Genomic DNA, 19,094 nt, shown 5'->3' with positions numbered 1-19,094 from the left:
CTCCCTGCTCGTGCTGGTGCTCGTGCTCGTGCCGGTACGCGTCGCCTGCGCGCCCGCGGGGGATCGTGCTCGTGCTCGTTCTCGTCGCCGTACGCGTCCTCGTACGGGTCGTCCTCGCGCCGGTTGGGGCCCACCGGCGGGCCGCGCGCCGTCAGCCCGCCTGGCGACCGCCGCCCAGGTCGTCCGGGAACACCGGCCCGGCGCTCCCGGCCTCCAGCGGGCCCTCCTCACCGGCCGGCGCCGTCGCGGCGTACGGTTCGGGCGCCGGGGCGGCCGGCAGCGGCGGCAGCGCGGACAGGGCCTCCAGCGAGGCGCGCGCCGCCGGATCCAGCAGCGCCTGGTACGGGCCCACCGCCGTCTTGCCGATCATCCGCAGCGCCTTCCAGACGGTCACCTGGTTCGCCGACAGCACCGGGATCCGCAGCTCGGCCTCCAGCTGCGGGATGACGTCGTAGGTGGCGAGGTTGGTGCAGCTGATGAACAGCGCGTCCGGCGCGTCGGCCGCGGTCGCCTCGCGCGCCATGGTCACCACATCGCGGTAACCGACCCGCCAGATCTCCCGGGTGAGCCCCAGATAGCTGCGCCCGCTCACCTCCACCCCGGCCGCGCGCACGAACTCCTCCAGCGAGTCCGTGACCGAGCGGGTGTACGGCGTGATCACCGCCAGCCGGCGGACGTCCAGCTCGCGCAGCGCTTCCAGCAGCGCGCCGGAGGTGGTCATCGCCGGGGCTTCGCCCGCCTGGGTCATCGCGGTGGTCATGGACATCTCGCCCGCCACCCCGCCGACGAAACTGCCGGAGGTGCAGGCGTACGCGATGACCTCGGGGGACACGGCGGACAGGGCCCGTACCGCCTCCCGCAGCGTCTCGTGCTCGGAGACCATCCGGGCCAGGTCGAGGCTCACCTCCACCGGGACGAACGGGGTCCGGGTCACATGCAGGGAAATATCGTCGGGCACCCACCGCCACAGTTCGCGGTCGAGCGCGAAGTCGAACGGCGCCACGACTCCGATCCCGCGCTGCGGCTGCGGGCCGCCCAGGAAGGAGACATCCATTTCACACCCCAATTCACACGCAGGGGCGGCGCAGAACCAGTTCTGGCCGGACGCTGACACAGACATAAACGCACACCCGGTCGGTGAATCCTCCGGGACCGGACGCCGGTGCCGATGCCTTCGTTGACGAAGGTAGTTTCTTCTCCCTACCGTGGTCAATCCTTGGCTGCGGCAGCTTTGGCGCCACGTTCTCCACTCAAACACTCCCTCGTTTCGAAACGGTTTCGCCGGATGCCCGAATCCTGTGTCCTGGTCCTCGACGCCGACCCCCTCCCCCGCCTCGACCGGCTCGCCGGACGCGCGCGCGTACTGCACGCCGACGGCGCCGCGGCACTGGCCCGGCAGCTGCCGGAAGCCGACGTTCTGCTGGTGTGGGACTTCACCTCCGACGCGGTGCGCGAGGCCTGGCCGGGCGCCGGAGCGCGACCCGGCTGGGTGCATACCGCGAGCGCCGGCGTGGACCGGCTGCTCTTTCCCGAACTGTTGTCCGCACCGACGATCATGACGAATGCGCGGGGCGTCTTCGACCGGCCGATCGCCGAATATGTGGCGGGGCTGGTCCTGGCCATGGCAAAGGATTTCCACGGCAGCTGGAAATTGCAGCAGGAACGCCGCTGGCGGCACCGGGAGACATTCAAGGTGTACGGCAGCCGGGCGGTGGTCGTCGGATCCGGCCCGATCGGCCGGAAAATCGGCTCCCTGTTGCTGGCACTCGGTGTCGAGGTCACCCTGACCGGCCGCCGGGAACGTACCGGCGATCCCGAATTCGGCCGGGTCGCGGCGGCCGGCGAACTGCCCGCACTGCTGCCGGAGGCCGACTGGGTGGTGTGCGCCGCGCCGCTCACCGAGGAGACCACGGGCCTGTTCGACGCGGACGCCTTCGCCCGCATGAAACCCACCGCGCACTTCATCAACATCGGGCGCGGCGGCCACGTGGTGGAACCGGACCTGGCGGCGGCCCTGCACGCGGGCGCGCTCGCGGGCGCGGCGCTCGACGTCTTCGCCACCGAGCCGCTGCCGGAGAGCAGCGCGCTCTGGGACGCGCCGGGGCTGATCGTCTCGCCGCACATGAGCGGGGACACCTTCGGCTGGCGGGACGACCTGGCGGAGCAGTTCCTCGACAACTTCGACCGCTGGGCGGCGGGAAAGCCGCTGTTCAACGTGGTCGACAAACAGCTGGGCTACGTGTCCGGCGCAGGGGAGGCGGCATGACGACGACGGACGGCGACCCCACCGGGCGCACCGGGCCCACGACGGCGCCGGAACCGACCGGAGCGACGGGGCCGACCGAGCTCACCGGGCTGACCGCCACCGAGCTGACGGCGGCCTACGCCTCGGGCGAACTCTCCCCCGTCGCGGTGACGCGGGCGGTCCTGGAACGCTCCGAGGCCGTACAGGACGAGCTGAACGCGTTCGTCCTGCTGGACCACGACGGCGCCCTGGAACAGGCGCGGGCCGCGGAACACCGCTGGCACAGCGGCACCCCGGCCGGTCCTGTGGACGGCGTACCGGTGACGGTGAAGGACATCCTGCTGCTGCGCGGCCACCCCACCCTGCGCGGCTCGGCGGCCGTGTCCGCGGGCGGCGACTGGGCCGAGGACGCGCCGGCGGTGGCGCGGCTGCGTGCGGCGGGGGCGGTGTTCACCGGGAAAACCACCACGCCCGAGTTCGGCTGGAAAGGGGTCACCGACTCGCCGCGGCACGGCGCGACCGGTAACCCGTACGCCCCCGAGCGCACCTCCGGCGGCTCCAGCGGAGGCAGCGCGGCGGCGGTGCGGGCGGGCGCCGGGCCGCTGAGCCTGGGCACGGACGGCGGCGGCTCGGTGCGCATCCCGGCGTCGTTCTGCGGCGTGTTCGGGCTGAAACCGACCTACGGCCGGGTGGCGCTGTACCCGGCCAGCGCGTTCGGCACCCTCGCGCACGTCGGCCCGCTCACCCCGGACGCGCGGGACGCGGCGCTGCTGATGGACGTGATCGCCCGGCCCGACCCGCGCGACTGGTCCAGCCTGCCCGCCACCGGCGGGGCGCACGGCTTCCGCACGGCGGTCGCGGAGGCCGAGGACACGGTGCGCGGCCTGCGCGTGGCGTACTCCCCGCAACTCGGCTTCCCCGGCATCCCGGTGGAGCCGGCCATCGCGGCGGCGGTGCGGCGGGTGGCGGACCGGCTGGCGGACCTGGGCGCGGTGGTGGAGGAGACCGACCCGCCGCTGCCGCCGCTCGAACAGCTGCGGGAGGCGTTCCACGTGCTGTGGTTCGCGGGCGCCGCCCGGGTAACCGAGCCGTTCGACGAACGGCACCGGGCCCTCCTCGACCCGGACCTGCGGGAGATCTGCGGACAGGGCGCGCGGTACGGATCGCTGGACTACCTGGCGGCGGTGGATGTGCGGATGGCCGCCGGGCGGGCGATGGGCGGCTTCCACGAGGCGTACGACCTGCTGCTGACCCCGACCATGCCGATCGCGCCGTTCGCGGCCGGGGTGGAGGTGCCGGCGGATTCCGGCATGACGCGGTGGACGGAGTGGACGCCGTTCACGTACCCGTTCAACATGACACAGCAGCCCGCCGCGTCCGTGCCGTGCGGCCTCGACACGGACGGGCTGCCGATCGGCGCCCAGCTGGTGGCGGCGCGGCACGCGGACGAACTGGTGCTCGCGGTCGCCCACGCCCTGGACGCCTGCGGCGCCACCCGGATCGAAGGCCCCTACGCGCGCCGGAAGTTGAGCGATTCGCCGATCGCGCCGGCCCGCCAGAGGTCCTGACAGGCCTCGGCCATCCGGTCGAGCCCTTCCACGACGGTCCCCCACACGATCCCGGGCACCCAGCCGGCGTCACCGTTGATGAGGAGGTTGTTGCGCTCGTAGAAGAGCGCGAGATCGACGACGGTCGCCTTGCCCTGGTGGGCGGCGTGGGTCTCGTACCCGTAGGACTTCGTGCCCAGCTGGGTATCGGAGAAGGTGAAGTAGCACAGGTCGCCGGGGATCGGCGTGATGGTCGGGTTCTCCAGCGGCGGTTCCTCCGGGGCGAAGGGCGGTACGAGGGTGTAGATCTCGTTGCGGGCGTACTTGGCGTGATAGACGTCACCGCCCAACGGCAGCGCGTCCCAGACGGCATGACAGGTGATGGGCGCCCGGTCAGTGAGCAGCCTGGCGGTGCAGCTGACCCCGCGCTTGTCCAGCGAGACGGTGATGAACCGCTCCGGGTCCGACATGGGACATCCCTCCTGATCCGCACACGATGTTCCTGCTGCTGGCATGGTGGCACACCGGAGCGTGTCGGCAGCGGAACGTATCCTGAGCCGGGGAGCGTCTGACCGGCGAAGGTGAACGGGGAGGGGAACGACGTGGAAGACGCGGATGGTTACTGGCACACATACAGCGGCAGCGGCGCCACGGAAGCGCAGTTGCAGGCCATGTCACACCAGGAGCTGGAGGCGCTGCTCAGGGGGGCGAATCCGCAGGCGCTGATGCAGCGCGGGGAGGCCCTGGAGTCGACGGCGGAAGTGGTGGGCTGGCTCGGGGAGGAGATCAGGGCCAGGGCCGAGGAACTGGAGTGGGAAGGCCAGGCGGCCGAGGAATTCCGGGCGTGGGTGCGGGAGTTGTCCCGTGAGTCGGGCACTCTGAAGACGTACGTGACGTTCGTCGCCACGGCGATCACCAGGGCGGGCGAAGCCCTCCAGCAAGCCAAGAGCGAGATGCCTCCGGCGCCTCCCATGGAGATGCCGCTGTCGCTCCGGGAACAAGCCGCGCTCCCGGCCGGCGCGGAACGACCGGCGACCCTGACCGAGAGCGAGGCCACCCGCCAGGAGGCGGTGGCGGCCATCCGGCGGCTGTCGTCGGTGTACGAGCTGTCGGCACGGACGATCCAGGATGCGCCGGAACCGCAGTTCACCGTGGTGAACCCAAGTCCAGTTCTCCCCGGCGATGAGGGCCCTCGGCCCGAGGGCAGCGCCGCAGGCACGCCACCGCCGACCGGTACGACGCCTTCTTCGGTGCACCAGGAGGTATCTCGCCAGGCTGATCCGAAACCTGTTTCCGTAACTCCTGTATGGCCGACGACCGGCGTGACGCAGCCATCCGGTTCTGCCATTGCTGATGGTGGTGTGGGGACGTCGCTGGATTCGGTCGGGACGTTGCCCAACAGTGCGCCTCCGCCTGCGCCTCCGCCTCCGGTGGTGGAGCGGCCGGTGGCACCGGGTGGTGGGGGTCCGGTGCAGCAGCCGGTCGTGGGGCCTGCGCCGGGATGGCCCGGGCCCGGCAATCCCGGCCGAGGCCAAGGTCCCGGCCGGGGTGGCAGTGGTGGTCAGGTACCGCCGACCCGGGGCCCGGTCCAGCGCCCCGGGGAGATGCCTGCCGGTGGTGGGCGTGTGCCGGCCGGTCCGTCCAGCGTGCCGGGTGGTCAGCAGCCGCCGGTGGGGCGCCCGCCCTACAACCCTGGCGCGCCCGGTGGTCAGCAGAATCCGTTGGGGCGTCCCTCTGCGACGGGTCCTGGTGGGGGGAATCCGTGGGGGAAGGCGAACAACTACGGCCTCCTCGGCGGCAGACCCGGATCGAACGCCAAGCCCACGGTGGCGTCGCGGATCCCGCCGGGTGGGGTGATCCAGCCCGGCATGAACCCCACCAACTCACGCCTCACCCCCACAACGAGGAAGGCCGAGCAGCCGGGTCAGCCCAGAGGTACCTACGGGAAAGCGACCGTGGACGGACGCACCCCGGGGGACCGCCGGCGGGGTCTGCCGAAGCCGACCGGGGTGATCGGTCTGCCCGGACAGACCCGCAGAACCAAAAAGAGCAAGAGCAGGAAGAAGCGGAACGAGAGCAAGGACGACAGGCAGTCATGACCCCCACCCGCAGGGCCCTGGTCACCACCCTCGCCCTCACCGCCACACTCACCACCGCACCTATCACCACCGCCCACGCGGACACCCCCCAGCACCCCTGGTACTTCGACACCTACCGCATCGAAGACGTCTGGGAACACACCACCGGCGAAGGCGTCACCGTCGCCGTCATCGACACCGGAGTCGACCCCACCCTCCCCGAACTCCAAGGACAAGTCCTCGACGGCACCGACCTCACACCCGACCCCCTAGGCGCCCACGTCGACACCGACGGACACGGCACCGACATGGCCGCACTCATCGCCGGAACCGGCGCCGGAACAGGAGTGCAGGGAATGGCCCCCGATGCCAAAATCATCCCCGTTCGGGTTACATCCGGTGGACTGACCGGGAATTCGGGACCCATTTGGGCCGAGGCCATAACGTACGCCATTGACTCCGGCGCCCGAATCATCAACTTCTCTCTCGCCGACCCATACACAGAGCGAACGCAGCAGGATATGGCCGAAGCGCTGGAAATGGCCGCACGTCACGATGTACTTATCTTTGCAGGCGCAGGGAATGACGGTGATGGCACGAACGTCATTTCCGTTCCGAACTCGCTCGATGGCGTTGTCGGCGTCGGCGCAGTGAACAGCAGCGGCGAGCGGGCCCCGTACTCGACCTACGGCCCCCAGGTCTCCCTCGCCGCCCCCGGCGACGACGTCCCCGGGCACTGCGGCGACATCTCCGGGCCCGCCTGCATCCGGGACGAGGGTGGCACCAGCTCCGCCACCGCGCTCGCCTCCGCATCCGCCGCGCTGATCTGGGCGCAGCATCCCGACTGGACCAAGAACCAGGTCCTGCGCGTGATGCTCAACACCGCCGAGCGGCCCGACGACCAGCGACGGGATGACTACACCGGCTACGGCATCGTCCGGCCCGACCGCGTCGTCCTGGACGGAGAAGGGGACCCGGGCGATCCCGACAGCCCGCCCATCTTCCGGGACTGGGAGGCCGAGCTCCGCCCGCCCGCCACCCCCTCCCCCACCCCCGAAACCAGCCCCGGCCCCGACGCCGAAACCACCCCCGCCCCGGACGCCGAACCCGCCGCGACCAGCGACGACGCCAGTCCGCTGCCCTGGTTGCTCGGCGGCGGCGCCGCCGTCCTCGTGGCCGGATCCGTGGGCTGGCTGCTGTGGCGGCGGCGGGCCTGAGTCCGGATCGTGACCTGAAAGGAGCCGCATAAGTTCGTTGAGGCTGGGTAGCCGCGCCGCCATGGCTCCACCACAACGGACAAAATCGACACCTTCCGAAAGACGGACGTCAAACGGCATCAGCCGGCGATCACTCCTCGCCGGTGCCGCCGCCTTCGGCGCCTTCGGCTCCCTGGCCGCCGCGTGCAGCCGGGTCCCCCCGGAGGGCGACGTCGAAGGCGGCGATCTGCTGGAGCGGCTGCGCTCCCGCGGGTCCGTCAAGGTCGGCATCGCCAGCGAGCCGCCGTTCGGCTACATCAACGAGGACGGCCAGCCCGACGGTGAGGCCCCGGCCATCGCCAAGGTGATCTTCGACCGGCTCGGGATCGACAAGGTCACCCCGGTGCCCGTCGAATTCGGCGCGCTCATCCCCGGGCTCAAGGCCCAGCAGTTCGACGTGGTGTCCGCCGGGATGTACATCAACCCCACCCGGTGCGCTCAGGTCCTCTTCTCGGACCCGGACTACCTCATGCTGGACTCGTTCATCGTGCCCACCGGGAACCCGCACAACATCCAGCGCTACGAGGACATCGCCGAACAGGGCCTCGTCCTGGCCACCGGCACCGCCTACGCCGAGATCGACTACGCGCTGGCCGCCGGGATCCCGCAGAGCCGGCTGCTCATCCTCCCCGACCAGGTCGCCGGCCTCGACGCCGTCGTCCAGGGCCGGGCCGCCGCCTTCGCGGGGACGAACGTCACCGTCACCGGCGTCGTCGAGAATTCCTCCCGCGCCGAGGCCACCGAACCGTTCCAGCCCTATGTGAACGGTGAGCCCGCCTACGGCGCCGGCGGATTCGCGTTCCGCCGCTCCGAGAAGAATTTCCGCGACGCCTTCAATGTGGAACTGCACAAGCTGAAGGACAGCGGCGAGCTGCTCGAGATCGTCCGTCCCTTCGGATTCACCGAAGCGGAAATGACGGACCTCACGGCCGAGGAGCTTTGCTGATGATGACCTCCGGCATGTTCCAGAATTACTTTCTCCCCGGCATCTGGATCACCATCCAGGTGACCGTCTACAGCGCCGCGCTCGCCGCCGTGGTGGCCTTCACCATCGGCACCCTGCGCACCTCACGGCTGTGGATCGTCCGTTTCCTCGCCGGTGCGTACTTCGAGATCTTCCGCGGCATGTCCGCGCTCGTCATGCTGTTCTGGCTGGCGTTCTCGCTGCCCCTGATCCTCCAGTGGCAGCTCGTGCCGATGTACGCCGGAGTCCTGGCGCTCGGCCTCACCTACGGCGCCTACGGCTCCGAAGTGGTACGCGGCGCGCTCGCCGCCGTACCCGTCGCCCAGCGCGAAGCGGGGGTCGCGCTCGGCTTCTCCCGGGCCCAGCGGCTGCGCAGGATCGAGATCCCGCAGGCCTGGCCCGAGATGGTCCCGCCGTTCAACAACCTGCTGATCGAACTGCTCAAGGGCACCGCCCTGGTCTCCGTCATCGGCGTCGCCGACATGACGTACGCCGGCAACCTGGTCCGGCTCGGCAGCAACGAAAGCGCACCCGTGTACACCCTCCTGCTGGTCCTGTACTTCGCGATGGCCTTCGTCCTCACCCGCGGCATGCGGGTCGTCGAACGCGTCGCCAAGGCCGGCGTCGGCCAGGCCGACCCGCTCACGTTCCGGCGTACCAAGGCCACCGCCCCCGCGACCACCTCGGGAGGTGCCCGATGAACTGGAGCTGGGACGTCGTCTCCGACTTCATGCCGCTCTTCTGGGACGGCGTGCTGGTCACCCTCCAGGCGCTCGCGCTGGGCACCCTGATCGCCTTCTCCCTCGGCCTGGTGTGGGCCATAGCGCAACGCTCGCGCTTCGCCTTCGTCCGCTGGCCGGTCAGCGCGATCACCGAGTTCATCCGCAACACCCCCCTCCTCGTACAGCTGTTCTTCCTGTACTTCGTGGTGCCCGAGTGGGGTCCGTCCATGTCCGCGCTGACCACCGGCATCGTCGGCCTGGGGCTGCACTACTCCACCTACACCGCCGAGGTGTACCGCTCCGGCATCGGCGGCGTCCCCGTCGGCCAGTGGGAGGCCGCCACCGCGCTCAGCCTGCCGCGCGTGCGCACCTGGACCGCCGTCATCCTGCCGCAGGCCATCCGCCGCGTCGTACCGGCGCTGGGCAACTACGTCATCGCCATGCTCAAGGACTCGCCCATGATCGCGGTCATCGGCGCCCTCGAAATGCTCGGCGAGGCCCGCAGCTTCAGCAACGCCACCTTCACCTCGGAGGCGTACACGATCGTCGGCATCGCGTTCCTGGTGATCGCCTACCCGGCCTCCCTGCTGATCCGCGCCCTCGAACGCCGGCTCGCGCTCACCTCCTGATCCGATCGCACGGGAAGACCCCAACACCCATGACCAACGACACCAGCCGCGCCAACGGCGCCGAACTCGTCCGCTTCGACAAGGTCACCAAACGCTTCGGCGAGGTGACCGTCCTCGACGAACTCGACTTCTCCGTCGCCACCAACAAGCACGTCACCCTCATCGGCCCCTCCGGATCCGGCAAGACCACGATCCTGCGACTGCTGATGACCCTCCTCAAGCCCGACGAGGGCACCATCACCGTCGACGGTGAACTCCTCACCCACGAACAGAAGAACGGCAAGCTGGTCCGGGCCGGCGAGCGGCACACCCGCGAGGTCCGCAAGAAGATCGGCATGGTCTTCCAGCAGTTCAACCTCTTCCCCAACATGAAGGTCCAGCGCAACGTCATGGAGGCGCCGGTCCACGTCCTCGGCCTGGACAAGGACGAGGCCGCCCAGCGCGCCAAGGACCTCATCGAACTCGTCGGCCTCACCGAACACCTCGACAAGTACCCCAGCCAGCTCTCCGGCGGCCAGCAGCAGCGCGTCGCCATCGCCCGCGCCCTGGCCATGCGCCCCCAGGTGCTGCTCCTGGACGAGGTCACCTCCGCGCTCGACCCCGAGCTGGTGGCCGGCGTCCTGGACGTGCTGAGCGACATCGCGCACAGCACCGACATCACCATGATCTGCGTGACGCACGAGATGAGCTTCGCCCGGGACATCTCCGACCGCGTGCTGATGTTCGACAAGGGAAAGATCGTCGAATCGGGCTCCCCCGAGAAGATCTTCAGCGACCCCGAGCACGACCGTACCCGGGAGTTCCTGAGCACCGTGCTGTGAACCGGGGGTACGGTCCGGCACCGGGCACCCACTTGTGCCGGACCGCCTCCCCGCACGCCCCAACGTCGCTACCCTGGGTCCGGAGCTGGCACAACTCCCCCTCCAGGAGGACGAAGTGGCGATCACACCCGGGCTGACCGCCCCGTTTCACTCCGTGCAGTACGCGCTGCGCCTGCTGGAGACCATCGCGGCTCACTCCGACGGCATCCCCGAGGACGAGATCGCCCGGCACGTCGACCTCCCGCCCGGCCAGCTGTCCCATCTGCTGCTGATGCTCGGCCGCGAAGGGTACGTGCACCGGCTGCCCGACGGCGCGTACCTGCCCGGGGACGCGCTGATCCTGCTCAGCCGGGGCGGCGACCGGGACCGGGTGCGCCGGGACAAACTGCGCGAGGCGCTGGACGACCTGCGCGTCAGCCTGGGAGCGGCCGTCTACATCGGCCTCTACCGGGACGGCGAACTGGAGGTGCCGCACGTCTCGGAATCCCCCGAGACGCCCCCGGTGCACCAGTGGGTCGACTTCCGCTCGGCCGCGCACGCCACGGCCATCGGCAAGTGCCTGCTCAGCCAGCTCGACCACGACGGACGGCAGGACCACTTCGCCCGCCACCGGGCCGCCCGGCTCACCTCCCGCACCATCACCGACGCCCGGGTCCTGCTCTCCTCCCTGGAGCGGCAGCCGCCCACCATGCCGGTGCTCGACCTCCAGGAGTACGCGGTGGGCACGCTGTGCGCGGCCGTACCGCTCACCGCGGGGGCGACGGTCGGCACCCTGGCGCTGTCCCTGCCGGTGGGCGAGGCACACCGGCTGCGGCAGGCGGCCGAAACCCTCAACCGCAAGGCCGCCCCGGCGCTGCTGTCCCTCGCGCTGTAACCGGCGGCAGGCGCCTCACGCGTCCTCAAGCGGGACGATCACCACGGACCGGCGCCGCCTGCTGGACCACCTCGAAGGACCACAGCTCGGAACCGGACGCGGCCGGCTTGCGGCCCTCCCCGCCGGAGCCCCCGTGCGCCTGCCGCATGGACCCCCGCATCCAGTTCTGGAAATCCTCCTCGCTGCGCCAGCGGGTGTACACCAGATAGGTGTCCGTACCCTCCACGGGCCGCAGCAACTCGAACCACTCGAAACCGTCCTGCCCCTCCACCGCACCGGCGCGCGAGGCGAACCGGCGCTCCAGCTCCTCGCGCTGCTCGGCGGGAACGGTCAGGACGTTGATCTTCACCACGCTGGCCATCGGCGGACACCTCTCGTGCGGGAACGGACCACCGCCAGCGTACGGCGGCCCCGGCACCCCGCAGGGCGCCGGGGCCGACCGCGCCCCGCTCAGTCGAGCAGTTCGGCCTCCAGAGTGATGGTGACCCCGGCGAGCGCCTTGCTGACGGGGCAGTTCTCCTTGGCGGCCCGGGCGGCCTCCTGGAAACCGTCCGCGGACAGCCCGGGCACGCGGGCCTTCACGCTCAGCACGATGCCGGTGATGCCCTCACCGGGCTGAAAGGTGACGGACGCCTGGGTGTCCACGGTCTCCGGCGGAGTACCGGCGCCGGCCAGGCCGTGCGAGAGCGCCATGGAGAAGCACGAGGAGTGCGCGGCGGCGATCAGCTCCTCCGGAGAGGTCCGCCCGTTCGGCGTCTCGGCCCGCGAGGGCCAGTTGACGTCGAACGTCCCGACCCCCGAGGACTCCAGCGCGACGGTCCCGGACCCCTCCATGAGAGAGCCGGCCCAATGGGTTGTCGCGACACGGGTGGTTGCCATGGTCGTTCCTCCAGCACATCAGGGAAAGCGATACCCCCACACGCTATCGGCCCGATCACCGCATCGCCCGGATCGACCCCGGACACGGCGGCGGCCCGGCTCGCACGGAGCCGGGCCGCGAACGTCTGCCACGGTGGGCCCGGTGGGACTCGAACCCACGACACACCGGACCTAAACCGGCGCCCTCTGGCCAGCTGGGGTACGGACCCGCGCCGTCATCCTACAGACAGTGTCCAGCACGGAGCTCCGGCCAGGGGGTACGCGGATTGCCCGGCCGGAACTGTCCGTGCGAGCCGGAGCATGGCGGAAGCGCAGGTCACCCGCCCCGGGATGCCGTGGGCGGCTTCTCATTCCCCTGGCGCCCCGGCCGTCCGCCGCGACACCAGGTGCGGGTGATCGCATGGCAGTTCGGGCACAGCAGCCGGAGGTTCGCTGCCCGGTCGTCGGTCCAGTTCCCGTTGATGTGGTCCACTTCCAGGGTCATCGGCCTGCCGTGCCAGCGCGGGCCCGTTCCGCAGCCGGCGCACTGCTCGGGCCGGCCGATCTCCGCGAGCGCACGGCGCAGCAGATGGGTTTTCGTACGCCGCTCACCGGGTCGCTCGACCAGGATGGCCTCGGCGGTCCGCGCACGGGGGCTCGGCTTCCCCCGTTGATGCGCCTGGCCCAGGAAGTGCGAGGTATCGCACCCGAGTTCGGCGACCGCCGCGCGGAACCGGGCCCGTGAGGCGGTGGTGTCGGGCAGCCCCAGTCTTCTGAGAGCGGCGGCGATGGACTGCGACGCGCGGACGGCTTCCACCCAGTCGACCGGCGTGGGCTCCGGGCGGCGCGCCCGGCGACGGCCGTCGCCGGGCGGGAAATGCGTCACATCGATGCCGAAGTGGGCGAAGCGGCGCAGCAGATACGGCCGCAGATTCGGATAGGGCCGCACCTCCAGGAAGGCGATCACCTCATCCAGGCCGGAACAGCGTCGGGCCGCCTCGGCGAGCAGTTCCCGTGAGTACCTCTTCCCGGTCATCGCGTCCGCTTGCCCCTGCCCCGGTAGGTGTCGGTCGCCGCATGGCAGTTCGGGCACAGCAGCCGGAGATTCTCCGGACGGTTGTTGTTCCGGTCGCCGTCCCGGTGATCCACCTCCAGCGGGAGCGGCTGCCCCCGCCAGACCGGCGGGATGCCGCAGCCGGAACAGCGGTCCTCGATACCGGCGCGCAGCATGGCCCGGCGGAGCCGTGCCCCGGGGATCCGCCCAGCACCGGGATCCTGACGGACGAGGATCTCCGCCGGCGTGCGCCGGGCGCGGCGCGGCGGATCGCCCGCCCGCCCGGTGAAGTGCGAGGTGTCGATCCCCAGTTCGCGGATCCGGCGGCTGAGGTGGGTGTGCCGGCCGCCCGCCCGTGGGACGCCGAGGCGGTCGAGTACCTCGCCCATGTTCCGTGCGGCCGCGACCGCCTCGGTCAGTTGCTCCGGGTTCCAGCGCCGGTTCTCCGGGGTGAAGTGCGCGGTGTCGATGCCCAGCGCCCGCATCCGTTCCCGCAGGTAGCGCCGTGTCGGGCTGTGGGGGTCGGCGCCGAGCGCGGCGATCGCCTCGGTCAGGGTCGCCGCGCCCGCCGCCGCCTCGGCGAGTCGTTCGCGGGTGTACGGACCGGCCATGCGCGCCCCCTCGATCGTCTGTCGTCCTCTCGCACGGATCAACGAGCGCGGCGGGCGCCGGTTACGCCGGTCAGGTGAAGAGCTGGGTGACCGCGTGGATCGTCAGGCCGGCCAGGGAGCCGATGATCGTGCCGTTGAGGCGGATGAACTGGAGGTCGCGGCCGATGTGGAGTTCGATCTTGCGGGAGGTGGTGCGGGCGTCCCAGGAGGCGACCGTGTCGCTGATCAGGGAGGTGATCTCGGCGCGGTAGCCGGAGACGACGTGCAGTGCCGCGTCCGTCACCCAGCCGTCGAGTTTGGTGCCGAGGCGGTCGTCGGTGGCCAGCCGGTGGCCGAGGGAGAGCAGGGCGGCGCGGGCGCGGCGGCGCAGGGCGCTGTGTTCGTCCTCCGCCGCGGTGAGGATCATGGCGCGGACCGCGGACCAGGCGGAGGCGATGAGGTCCTGGACCTCGGGGCGGCCGAGCAGGTCGGTTTTGAGGCGTTCGACCCGGGCCCGGGTGTCGGGGTCGTCCTTGAGTTGCTGGGCGAAGTCGGTGAGGAAGCGGTCGAGTGCGCCGCGTGCGGGGTGGTCGGGGCTGTCGCGCATCTCGGTGACGAAGCGGAGCAGTTCGCGGTAGACGCGTTCGCCGATGCGGCGGTCGACGAAGCGGGGGGTCCAGCCGGGGGCGCCGCCTTCGACGGCTTCCAGGACGGAGTCGCGGTGCAGGACGAGCCAGTCGTGGGCGCGGGCGCACACGAGGTCGACGAGGCGGTGGTGGGCTCCGGCGGTGACGGTGCGGTCGAGGAGGTCGCCGAGGTGGGGGGAGATCTCGCGGGCGCCGGCCTGGCGGGTGATGGCTTCGCCTATGACGGCCTGGACGTCGGCGTCGCGCAGGACGGTGAGTGAGCCGCGTACGGCGGTGGCGAGTTCGGCGGTGACCCGGTCGGTGTTCTCGGGGCGGGTCAGCCAGGTGCCGGCGCGGCGGGAGAGGCCGAGGGAGCGGAGTTTGCCGCGGACGACGTCCTCGGCGAGGAAGTTGTCGCCGACGAAGTCGCCGAGGGACTGGCCGAGCTGGTCCTTTTTGGTGGGGATGATGGCGGTGTGCGGGATGGGCAGGCCGAGGGGGTGGCGGAAGAGGGCGGTGACGGCGAACCAGTCGGCGAGGGCGCCGACCATGCCGGCTTCGGCCGCGGCGGCGACGTAGCCCGCCCAGGCGCCGGCGCCGCGGTGTTCGGCCCAGGTGGCGAGGGCGTACACGAGGGCCACGGCCACCAGCAGTCCGGTGGCCACTCCCTTCATGCGGCGCAGGGAGCGTTGTTTCGCCACATCTGCTGCGGTGAAGCTCATGTCCCCCATTGTCGGGGGTGGGGCGATTCGAACGGACGAGCCCCTGTCGTCCGGTCGTGGGATCATGGCCGGGTGGGTGTGGGAGCGGTGGGTGTACGGCGCGGCCCGGCGTGGGCGGCGGCCGGGGTGGTGGCGGTGCTGGTGATCGTGTCGGCGGTGCTGGCGGGGTTGCCGGGCGGTGACGGGCGGGGGCTGCGGCCGGCGCCGGGGCCGGAGGGGTCGGTGGTGCCGGCGGCGCAGGGGGCGTGGGTGGGTGCCTGGTCGGCGGCGCCGACGGGTGCGGAGCCGGGGACGCGGGACGGTCTGGGCGGGCGGTCGCTGCGGAACGCGGTGCAGGTGTCGGCGGGTGGTACGGCGGTGCGGGTGGAGTTGTCGAACCGGTACGGCAGTCAGCCGGTGACGTTCACGCGGGCGTCGGTGGGGCTTGCGGTGGGTGCGGGGCCCGAGGCGGTGGCGGGGTCGGTGCTGCCGCTGGCGTTCGGTGGCCGGAGCGCGGTGACGATACCGGTGGGGGGCGTGGTGCTGAGTGATGCGGTGGGGCTGGCGGTGGAGCCGGCGGACCGGCTGCTGGTGTCGGTGTACGCGCCGGGTCCTTCGGGTCCTGTGACGTATCACCGGCATGCGCGGGAGGTGAATTTCGCGGCGCGCGGGGAGCACACGCGGGACGAGGCGGGGGTGGCGTACACGACGGTCACCGAGCACTGGCGTTACCTCACGGGGGTGCAGGTGTTCTCGCCGGTGCCGCGCGGGGCGGTGGTGGTGCTGGGGGATTCGCTGACCGACGGGATCACGGCGACGCCGGGCGCGGGTCATCGCTGGACGGATTTCCTGGCGGCGCGGCTGGAGGGGCGGCCGGTGCTGAATCTGGGGATCAGTGGGAACCGGTTGTTGCGGGACAGTCCGCCGGGGCGGGCGTTCAACGGGGCGAGCGGGCTGAGCCGGCTGCACAGTGATGTGCTGCGCCAGGAGGGCGCGGAGGTGCTGATCGTGCAGTTGGGGATCAATGACATTCTGCGGGAGCCGCGGCAGCTGGACGCGGAGCGGATCACGGCGGGGCTGGATCAGCTGGCGCGGGAGGCGCGTGCGGGTGGGCTGCGGGTGGTGGGGGCGACGCTGATGCCGTTCGAGGGGCATTACGCGTGGTCGCCGGAGCTGGAGGCGGTGCGGCTGGCGGTGAACGACTGGCTGCGGTCGGGTGAGGTGTTCGACGGGCTGGTCGATCTGGACGCGGCCCTGCGTGATCCGGTCCGTCCGTCGCGGCTGTTGCCGGTGTTCGATTCGGGGGACGGGCTGCATCCGACGGACGCGGGGTACGAGGCGATGGCGGGGGCGGTCGATGTGGGGGCGCTGGAGGCCGGGGTGCCGGCACCGGCGTAGGGCCGTTCGGGGGAGCCGGGGGGCGCACCGGGTGGTGTGCGGGGGCGTGCCGGGGGCGGGTTGCGACAGTGTGGCCCATGGGCGATGACCGATGGCCGCGGTGGCCGGCCAGGAGTGCGGGGGTGCGCCGGCCGCGCCGGGGTGGGGTGTGGCGGCTGGTGCCTTCGTGGCGGATGGTGCTGGGCGCGGGGGTGGCGGCGGTGGTGCTGTCCGTGGGGGCGCTGGTGGCGGGCTATCTGCTGGTGGAGATTCCGGAGCCGAAGTCGGCGGCTGCGGCGCAGGCGAATGTGTATCTGTACGCGGATGGTTCGCAGATCGCGGCGGTCGGTGAGGTGAACCGGGCGAATGTGGCGCTGGAGGAGGTTCCGGAGCCGGTGCGGTACGCGGTGCTGGCGGCGGAGGACCGGGATTTCTTCGACGCGTCGCCGGTGGATCTGTCGGCGATGGTGCGGGCGGGCTGGAACATGCTGCGCGGCGGGGGGCGGCAGTCGGGTTCGACGATCACGCAGCAGTATGTGAAGAACTACTACCTGGATCAGCGGCAGACGGTGTCGCGCAAGGTCAAGGAGTTGTTCATCGCCGTGAAGCTGGGGCGGGAGCTGAGCAAGGAGGAGATTCTCCAGGGCTATCTGAACACCAGTTATTTCGGCCGCAACGCGTACGGGGTGCAGGCGGCGGCGCAGGCGTACTACGGCAAGGACGTGGGCGAGCTGGGGGTGGCCGAGGGGGCCTATCTGGCGGCGTTGCTGCAGGCGCCGAGCGCGTACGACGTGGTGGCGGATCCGGGGAGCGCGGGCCGGGCGGTGGCGCGGTGGGAGTACGTGCTGGACGGGATGGTGTCGCAGGGCTGGCTGGCGCCCGCGGAGCGGGAGGCGCTGGAGTTTCCGCGGCCGGGGCCTTACGAGCCGCCGGATCTGCTGTCGGGTGAGCGGGGCTATCTGGTGGAGGCGGTGCGGGGTGAGCTGACCGCGCGGGGGGTGCTGGAGGAGGACGAGCTGGCGGCGGGCGGGTACCGGATCACGACGACGATCGATCCGGTGCGGCAGGAGGCGCTGACGCGGGCGGTGGAGGAGCAGGTGCTGGACGGTCTGGGGAGTGCGCCGCCGGACAGTTATCTGCGGGTGGGGGCGACATCGGTGGAGGTGGCGTCGGGTGAGGTGGTGGCGATGTACGGGGGCCGGGATTACACGGAGCAGTTCGTCAACAACGCGACGCGGCGCGATTATCAGGCGGCGTCGACGTTCAAGCCGATCGTGTACGCGGCGGCGCTGGAGCACGGCGCGGAGACGGTGGACGGCGAGCGGATCGGCCCGGACACGGTGTACGACGGGAGCAGCGGCCGGCCGGTGGTGGGCCGGGACGGCACGGACACGGGCTGGGCGCCGCAGAACGAGGGTGGGCGGGATTACGGCCCGTTGACGGTGGCGGAGGCGATGGACCGGTCGGTGAACGCGGTGTTCGCGCAGCTCGGTGAGGATGTGGGGGCGGACCGGGTGCGGGAGACGGCGGTGGCGCTGGGCATTCCGGAGGAGGTGCCGGGGCTGGCGGAGGCGCGGGGGTCGATCTCGCTGGGGACGGCGACACCGAGCACGGTGGATGTGGCGCAGGTGTACGCGGCGCTGGCCCGGCAGGGGGTGTTCCGGGAGGCGGTACTGGTGCGGGAGGTGAGCCGGGACGGGGAGGTGGTGCCGGTGCCGGAGCCGGCCGAGCGGCGGGCGGTGTCGGCGGGGGTGGCGCAGGAGGTGACGGCGGTGCTGCGCGGCGTGGTGGAGTCGGGTACGGGGACGGCGGCGGGGTCGGCGGGGCGGCCGGCGGCGGGGAAGACGGGGACGGCGGAGGAGGACCGGGCGGCGTGGTTCGCCGGGTTCACGCCGGAGTTGGCGACGGTGGTGGCGGTGTTCGGGCAGGACTCGGAGACGGGTGAGCAGCAGTCGCTGTACGGGGCGGCGGGGCAGGAGCGGATCAGTGGCGGGGGCTTTCCTGCGCTGATCTGGGGGCAGTACACGGCGGCGGCGCTGCACGGCCTGCCGGTGGCGGAGTTCGGGGGCGCGGCGGAGCGGGTGTCGCCGGACGGGGAGGACGGCGGCGGGGAGGGGGCCGGCGAGGGCGAGGGGGCGGACAGCGGCGGTACGGAGGGCGGTACGGAGGGGGGCGGGCGGTCCGGGGAGGTGTCGCCGTCGCCGTCGGGGCCCCCGGAGTCATCGGAGCCGTCGGAGCCGTCGTCGCCGGTGCCGTCGTCCGGCTCCGCCGAGCCGTCCTCGGGGCCGGTGCCGTCGGGTCCGCCGGGCGAGGGCGAGCCGCCGGTGGCTCCCTCGCGGGAGCCGTCGCCGCCGCGTGAGGGGGCGGACGTTCCGGCGCGGGAGCCCTAGACCGACGGTGTCAGAGGTAGAGGCCGGTGGAGTCGTCGGAGCCCTGGAGGCGTTCGGCGGCGACGGCGTGCAGGTCGCGTTCGCGCATCAGGACGTAGGCGACGCCGCGGACCTCGACCTCGGCGCGGTCCTCGGGGTCGTAGAGCACCCGGTCGCCGACTTCGACGGTGCGGACGTTCTGCCCGACCGCCACCACCTCGGCCCAGTCGAGCCGGCGGCCGACCTGGGCGGTCGCCGGGATGACGATGCCGCCCGAGGAGCGGCGTTCGCCGCCCTCGCCGTCCGCGCGGACGAGGATCCGGTCGTGGAGCATCCGGATCGGCAGTTTGTCGTGGGTGGGGTTCGAGCTCACGGGGAAGACG

General features: G+C 71.7%; 19 protein-coding genes and 1 tRNA gene. 11 read left to right on the top strand and 9 right to left on the bottom strand.

Features of this window, described 5'->3' with window-relative positions; translation table 11 throughout:
* Nucleotides 1-151: 151 nt before the first annotated feature.
* Nucleotides 152-1,054 (bottom strand): maleate cis-trans isomerase family protein, encoded by a 903-nt coding sequence (locus BM385_RS16945; RefSeq protein WP_019433265.1) that lies wholly within the window; start codon nucleotides 1,052-1,054, stop codon nucleotides 152-154.
* A 231-nt stretch (nucleotides 1,055-1,285) separates the two neighbouring features.
* Between BM385_RS16945 and BM385_RS16940 the strand changes: the two genes are divergently transcribed.
* Complete coding sequence (locus BM385_RS16940) at nucleotides 1,286-2,266, top strand: D-2-hydroxyacid dehydrogenase (protein WP_093843547.1); 981 nt, start codon at nucleotides 1,286-1,288, stop codon at nucleotides 2,264-2,266.
* On the top strand, nucleotides 2,263-3,813 hold the full coding sequence (locus BM385_RS16935; protein WP_093843546.1) for an amidase: 1,551 nt from the start codon (nucleotides 2,263-2,265) through the stop codon (nucleotides 3,811-3,813). Before BM385_RS16940 ends, BM385_RS16935 begins: the two co-directional genes overlap by 4 nt.
* On the opposite strand, the gene BM385_RS16930 is transcribed toward BM385_RS16935, so the two are convergent.
* On the bottom strand, nucleotides 3,756-4,262 hold the full coding sequence (locus BM385_RS16930) for a DUF3830 family protein (RefSeq protein WP_019433262.1): 507 nt from the start codon (nucleotides 4,260-4,262) through the stop codon (nucleotides 3,756-3,758). The two genes, BM385_RS16935 and BM385_RS16930, sit on opposite strands and share 58 nt — an antisense overlap.
* Before the next feature lie 132 nt (nucleotides 4,263-4,394).
* On the opposite strand from BM385_RS16930, the gene BM385_RS27190 reads away from it, so the two are divergent.
* The 7 genes from BM385_RS27190 (at nucleotide 4,395) to BM385_RS16895 (ending at nucleotide 11,136) form a co-directional block, all read left to right on the top strand.
* Nucleotides 4,395-5,891, top strand: coding sequence for a WXG100 family type VII secretion target (locus BM385_RS27190; protein ID WP_175543013.1), 1,497 nt, complete (start codon nucleotides 4,395-4,397; stop codon nucleotides 5,889-5,891).
* Nucleotides 5,888-7,087: a S8 family serine peptidase gene (locus BM385_RS16920; protein ID WP_175543012.1), complete on the top strand. Its 1,200-nt coding sequence runs from the start codon at nucleotides 5,888-5,890 to the stop codon at nucleotides 7,085-7,087. Before BM385_RS27190 ends, BM385_RS16920 begins: the two co-directional genes overlap by 4 nt.
* Before the next feature lie 61 nt (nucleotides 7,088-7,148).
* Nucleotides 7,149-8,072: an ectoine/hydroxyectoine ABC transporter substrate-binding protein EhuB gene (gene ehuB / locus BM385_RS16915; protein WP_093843543.1), complete on the top strand. Its 924-nt coding sequence runs from the start codon at nucleotides 7,149-7,151 to the stop codon at nucleotides 8,070-8,072.
* On the top strand, nucleotides 8,072-8,791 hold the full coding sequence (ehuC, locus tag BM385_RS16910; protein ID WP_093843542.1) for an ectoine/hydroxyectoine ABC transporter permease subunit EhuC: 720 nt from the start codon (nucleotides 8,072-8,074) through the stop codon (nucleotides 8,789-8,791). The genes ehuB and ehuC overlap by 1 nt, the downstream gene beginning before the upstream one ends.
* On the top strand, nucleotides 8,788-9,441 hold the full coding sequence (ehuD, locus tag BM385_RS16905; RefSeq protein WP_093843541.1) for an ectoine/hydroxyectoine ABC transporter permease subunit EhuD: 654 nt from the start codon (nucleotides 8,788-8,790) through the stop codon (nucleotides 9,439-9,441). The genes ehuC and ehuD overlap by 4 nt, the downstream gene beginning before the upstream one ends.
* A 29-nt stretch (nucleotides 9,442-9,470) precedes the next feature.
* Nucleotides 9,471-10,262 carry an ectoine/hydroxyectoine ABC transporter ATP-binding protein EhuA gene (gene ehuA / locus BM385_RS16900; protein ID WP_019433256.1) on the top strand — a complete coding sequence of 264 codons (792 nt, stop codon included), beginning with the start codon at nucleotides 9,471-9,473 and terminating at the stop codon, nucleotides 10,260-10,262.
* A gap of 115 nt (nucleotides 10,263-10,377) precedes the next feature.
* Complete coding sequence (locus tag BM385_RS16895; protein ID WP_019433255.1) at nucleotides 10,378-11,136, top strand: IclR family transcriptional regulator; 759 nt, start codon at nucleotides 10,378-10,380, stop codon at nucleotides 11,134-11,136.
* A 25-nt stretch (nucleotides 11,137-11,161) separates the two neighbouring features.
* Here BM385_RS16895 and BM385_RS16890 read toward each other — a convergent pair whose 3' ends face one another.
* From BM385_RS16890 to BM385_RS16865, 6 genes are all read right to left on the bottom strand, one after another.
* Nucleotides 11,162-11,497: an antibiotic biosynthesis monooxygenase family protein gene (locus tag BM385_RS16890; RefSeq protein WP_093843540.1), complete on the bottom strand. Its 336-nt coding sequence runs from the start codon at nucleotides 11,495-11,497 to the stop codon at nucleotides 11,162-11,164.
* Between the two features lie 89 nt (nucleotides 11,498-11,586).
* Nucleotides 11,587-12,015 (bottom strand): OsmC family protein, encoded by a 429-nt coding sequence (locus tag BM385_RS16885; protein WP_093843539.1) that lies wholly within the window; start codon nucleotides 12,013-12,015, stop codon nucleotides 11,587-11,589.
* A gap of 134 nt (nucleotides 12,016-12,149) precedes the next feature.
* Nucleotides 12,150-12,224 (bottom strand) — tRNA-Leu (locus BM385_RS16880).
* Nucleotides 12,225-12,331: 107 nt separating this feature from the next.
* A complete protein-coding gene (locus tag BM385_RS16875; RefSeq protein ID WP_093843538.1) occupies nucleotides 12,332-13,030 on the bottom strand; it encodes an HNH endonuclease signature motif containing protein in 699 nt (232 codons plus the stop codon).
* A complete protein-coding gene (locus tag BM385_RS16870) occupies nucleotides 13,027-13,659 on the bottom strand; it encodes an HNH endonuclease signature motif containing protein (protein WP_093843537.1) in 633 nt (210 codons plus the stop codon). The genes BM385_RS16875 and BM385_RS16870 overlap by 4 nt, the downstream gene beginning before the upstream one ends.
* A gap of 70 nt (nucleotides 13,660-13,729) precedes the next feature.
* Complete coding sequence (locus tag BM385_RS16865) at nucleotides 13,730-14,986, bottom strand: DUF445 domain-containing protein (protein ID WP_254791613.1); 1,257 nt, start codon at nucleotides 14,984-14,986, stop codon at nucleotides 13,730-13,732.
* A gap of 78 nt (nucleotides 14,987-15,064) precedes the next feature.
* On the opposite strand from BM385_RS16865, the gene BM385_RS16860 reads away from it, so the two are divergent.
* A complete protein-coding gene (locus BM385_RS16860) occupies nucleotides 15,065-16,363 on the top strand; it encodes an SGNH/GDSL hydrolase family protein (RefSeq protein ID WP_254791631.1) in 1,299 nt (432 codons plus the stop codon).
* Nucleotides 16,364-16,440: 77 nt separating this feature from the next.
* Nucleotides 16,441-18,732, top strand: a complete 2,292-nt coding sequence (locus tag BM385_RS16855; protein ID WP_093843534.1) for a transglycosylase domain-containing protein — start codon at nucleotides 16,441-16,443, stop codon at nucleotides 18,730-18,732.
* A gap of 10 nt (nucleotides 18,733-18,742) precedes the next feature.
* On the opposite strand, the gene BM385_RS16850 is transcribed toward BM385_RS16855, so the two are convergent.
* Entirely contained in the window at nucleotides 18,743-19,045 is a 303-nt protein-coding gene (locus BM385_RS16850; protein ID WP_051131108.1) for a GroES family chaperonin, read from the bottom strand.
* Between the last annotated feature and the right edge of the window lie 49 nt (nucleotides 19,046-19,094).

It is taken from the genome of Streptomyces harbinensis (genome assembly GCF_900116145.1).
Lineage (GTDB): Bacteria > Actinomycetota > Actinomycetes > Streptomycetales > Streptomycetaceae > Streptomyces > Streptomyces carpaticus.
This window is presented reverse-complemented; position numbering and strand designations above follow the sequence as displayed.

Excerpts from the sequence above, each read along its gene's own strand:
- BM385_RS16945 (WP_019433265.1), bottom strand. The coding sequence starts at position 1,054 with ATGGATGTCTCCTTCCTGGGCGGCCCGCAGCCGCAGCGCGGGATCGGA.
- BM385_RS16940 (WP_093843547.1), top strand. The coding sequence starts at position 1,286 with ATGCCCGAATCCTGTGTCCTGGTCCTCGACGCCGACCCCCTCCCCCGC.
- BM385_RS16935 (WP_093843546.1), top strand. The coding sequence starts at position 2,263 with ATGACGACGACGGACGGCGACCCCACCGGGCGCACCGGGCCCACGACG.
- BM385_RS16930 (WP_019433262.1), bottom strand. The coding sequence starts at position 4,262 with ATGTCGGACCCGGAGCGGTTCATCACCGTCTCGCTGGACAAGCGCGGG.
- BM385_RS16920 (WP_175543012.1), top strand. The coding sequence starts at position 5,888 with ATGACCCCCACCCGCAGGGCCCTGGTCACCACCCTCGCCCTCACCGCC.
- ehuB (WP_093843543.1), top strand. The coding sequence starts at position 7,149 with ATGGCTCCACCACAACGGACAAAATCGACACCTTCCGAAAGACGGACG.
- ehuC (WP_093843542.1), top strand. The coding sequence starts at position 8,072 with ATGATGACCTCCGGCATGTTCCAGAATTACTTTCTCCCCGGCATCTGG.
- ehuD (WP_093843541.1), top strand. The coding sequence starts at position 8,788 with ATGAACTGGAGCTGGGACGTCGTCTCCGACTTCATGCCGCTCTTCTGG.
- ehuA (WP_019433256.1), top strand. The coding sequence starts at position 9,471 with ATGACCAACGACACCAGCCGCGCCAACGGCGCCGAACTCGTCCGCTTC.
- BM385_RS16890 (WP_093843540.1), bottom strand. The coding sequence starts at position 11,497 with ATGGCCAGCGTGGTGAAGATCAACGTCCTGACCGTTCCCGCCGAGCAG.
- BM385_RS16885 (WP_093843539.1), bottom strand. The coding sequence starts at position 12,015 with ATGGCAACCACCCGTGTCGCGACAACCCATTGGGCCGGCTCTCTCATG.
- BM385_RS16875 (WP_093843538.1), bottom strand. The coding sequence starts at position 13,030 with ATGACCGGGAAGAGGTACTCACGGGAACTGCTCGCCGAGGCGGCCCGA.
- BM385_RS16870 (WP_093843537.1), bottom strand. The coding sequence starts at position 13,659 with ATGGCCGGTCCGTACACCCGCGAACGACTCGCCGAGGCGGCGGCGGGC.
- BM385_RS16865 (WP_254791613.1), bottom strand. The coding sequence starts at position 14,986 with ATGAGCTTCACCGCAGCAGATGTGGCGAAACAACGCTCCCTGCGCCGC.
- BM385_RS16855 (WP_093843534.1), top strand. The coding sequence starts at position 16,441 with ATGGGCGATGACCGATGGCCGCGGTGGCCGGCCAGGAGTGCGGGGGTG.
- BM385_RS16850 (WP_051131108.1), bottom strand. The coding sequence starts at position 19,045 with ATGCTCCACGACCGGATCCTCGTCCGCGCGGACGGCGAGGGCGGCGAA.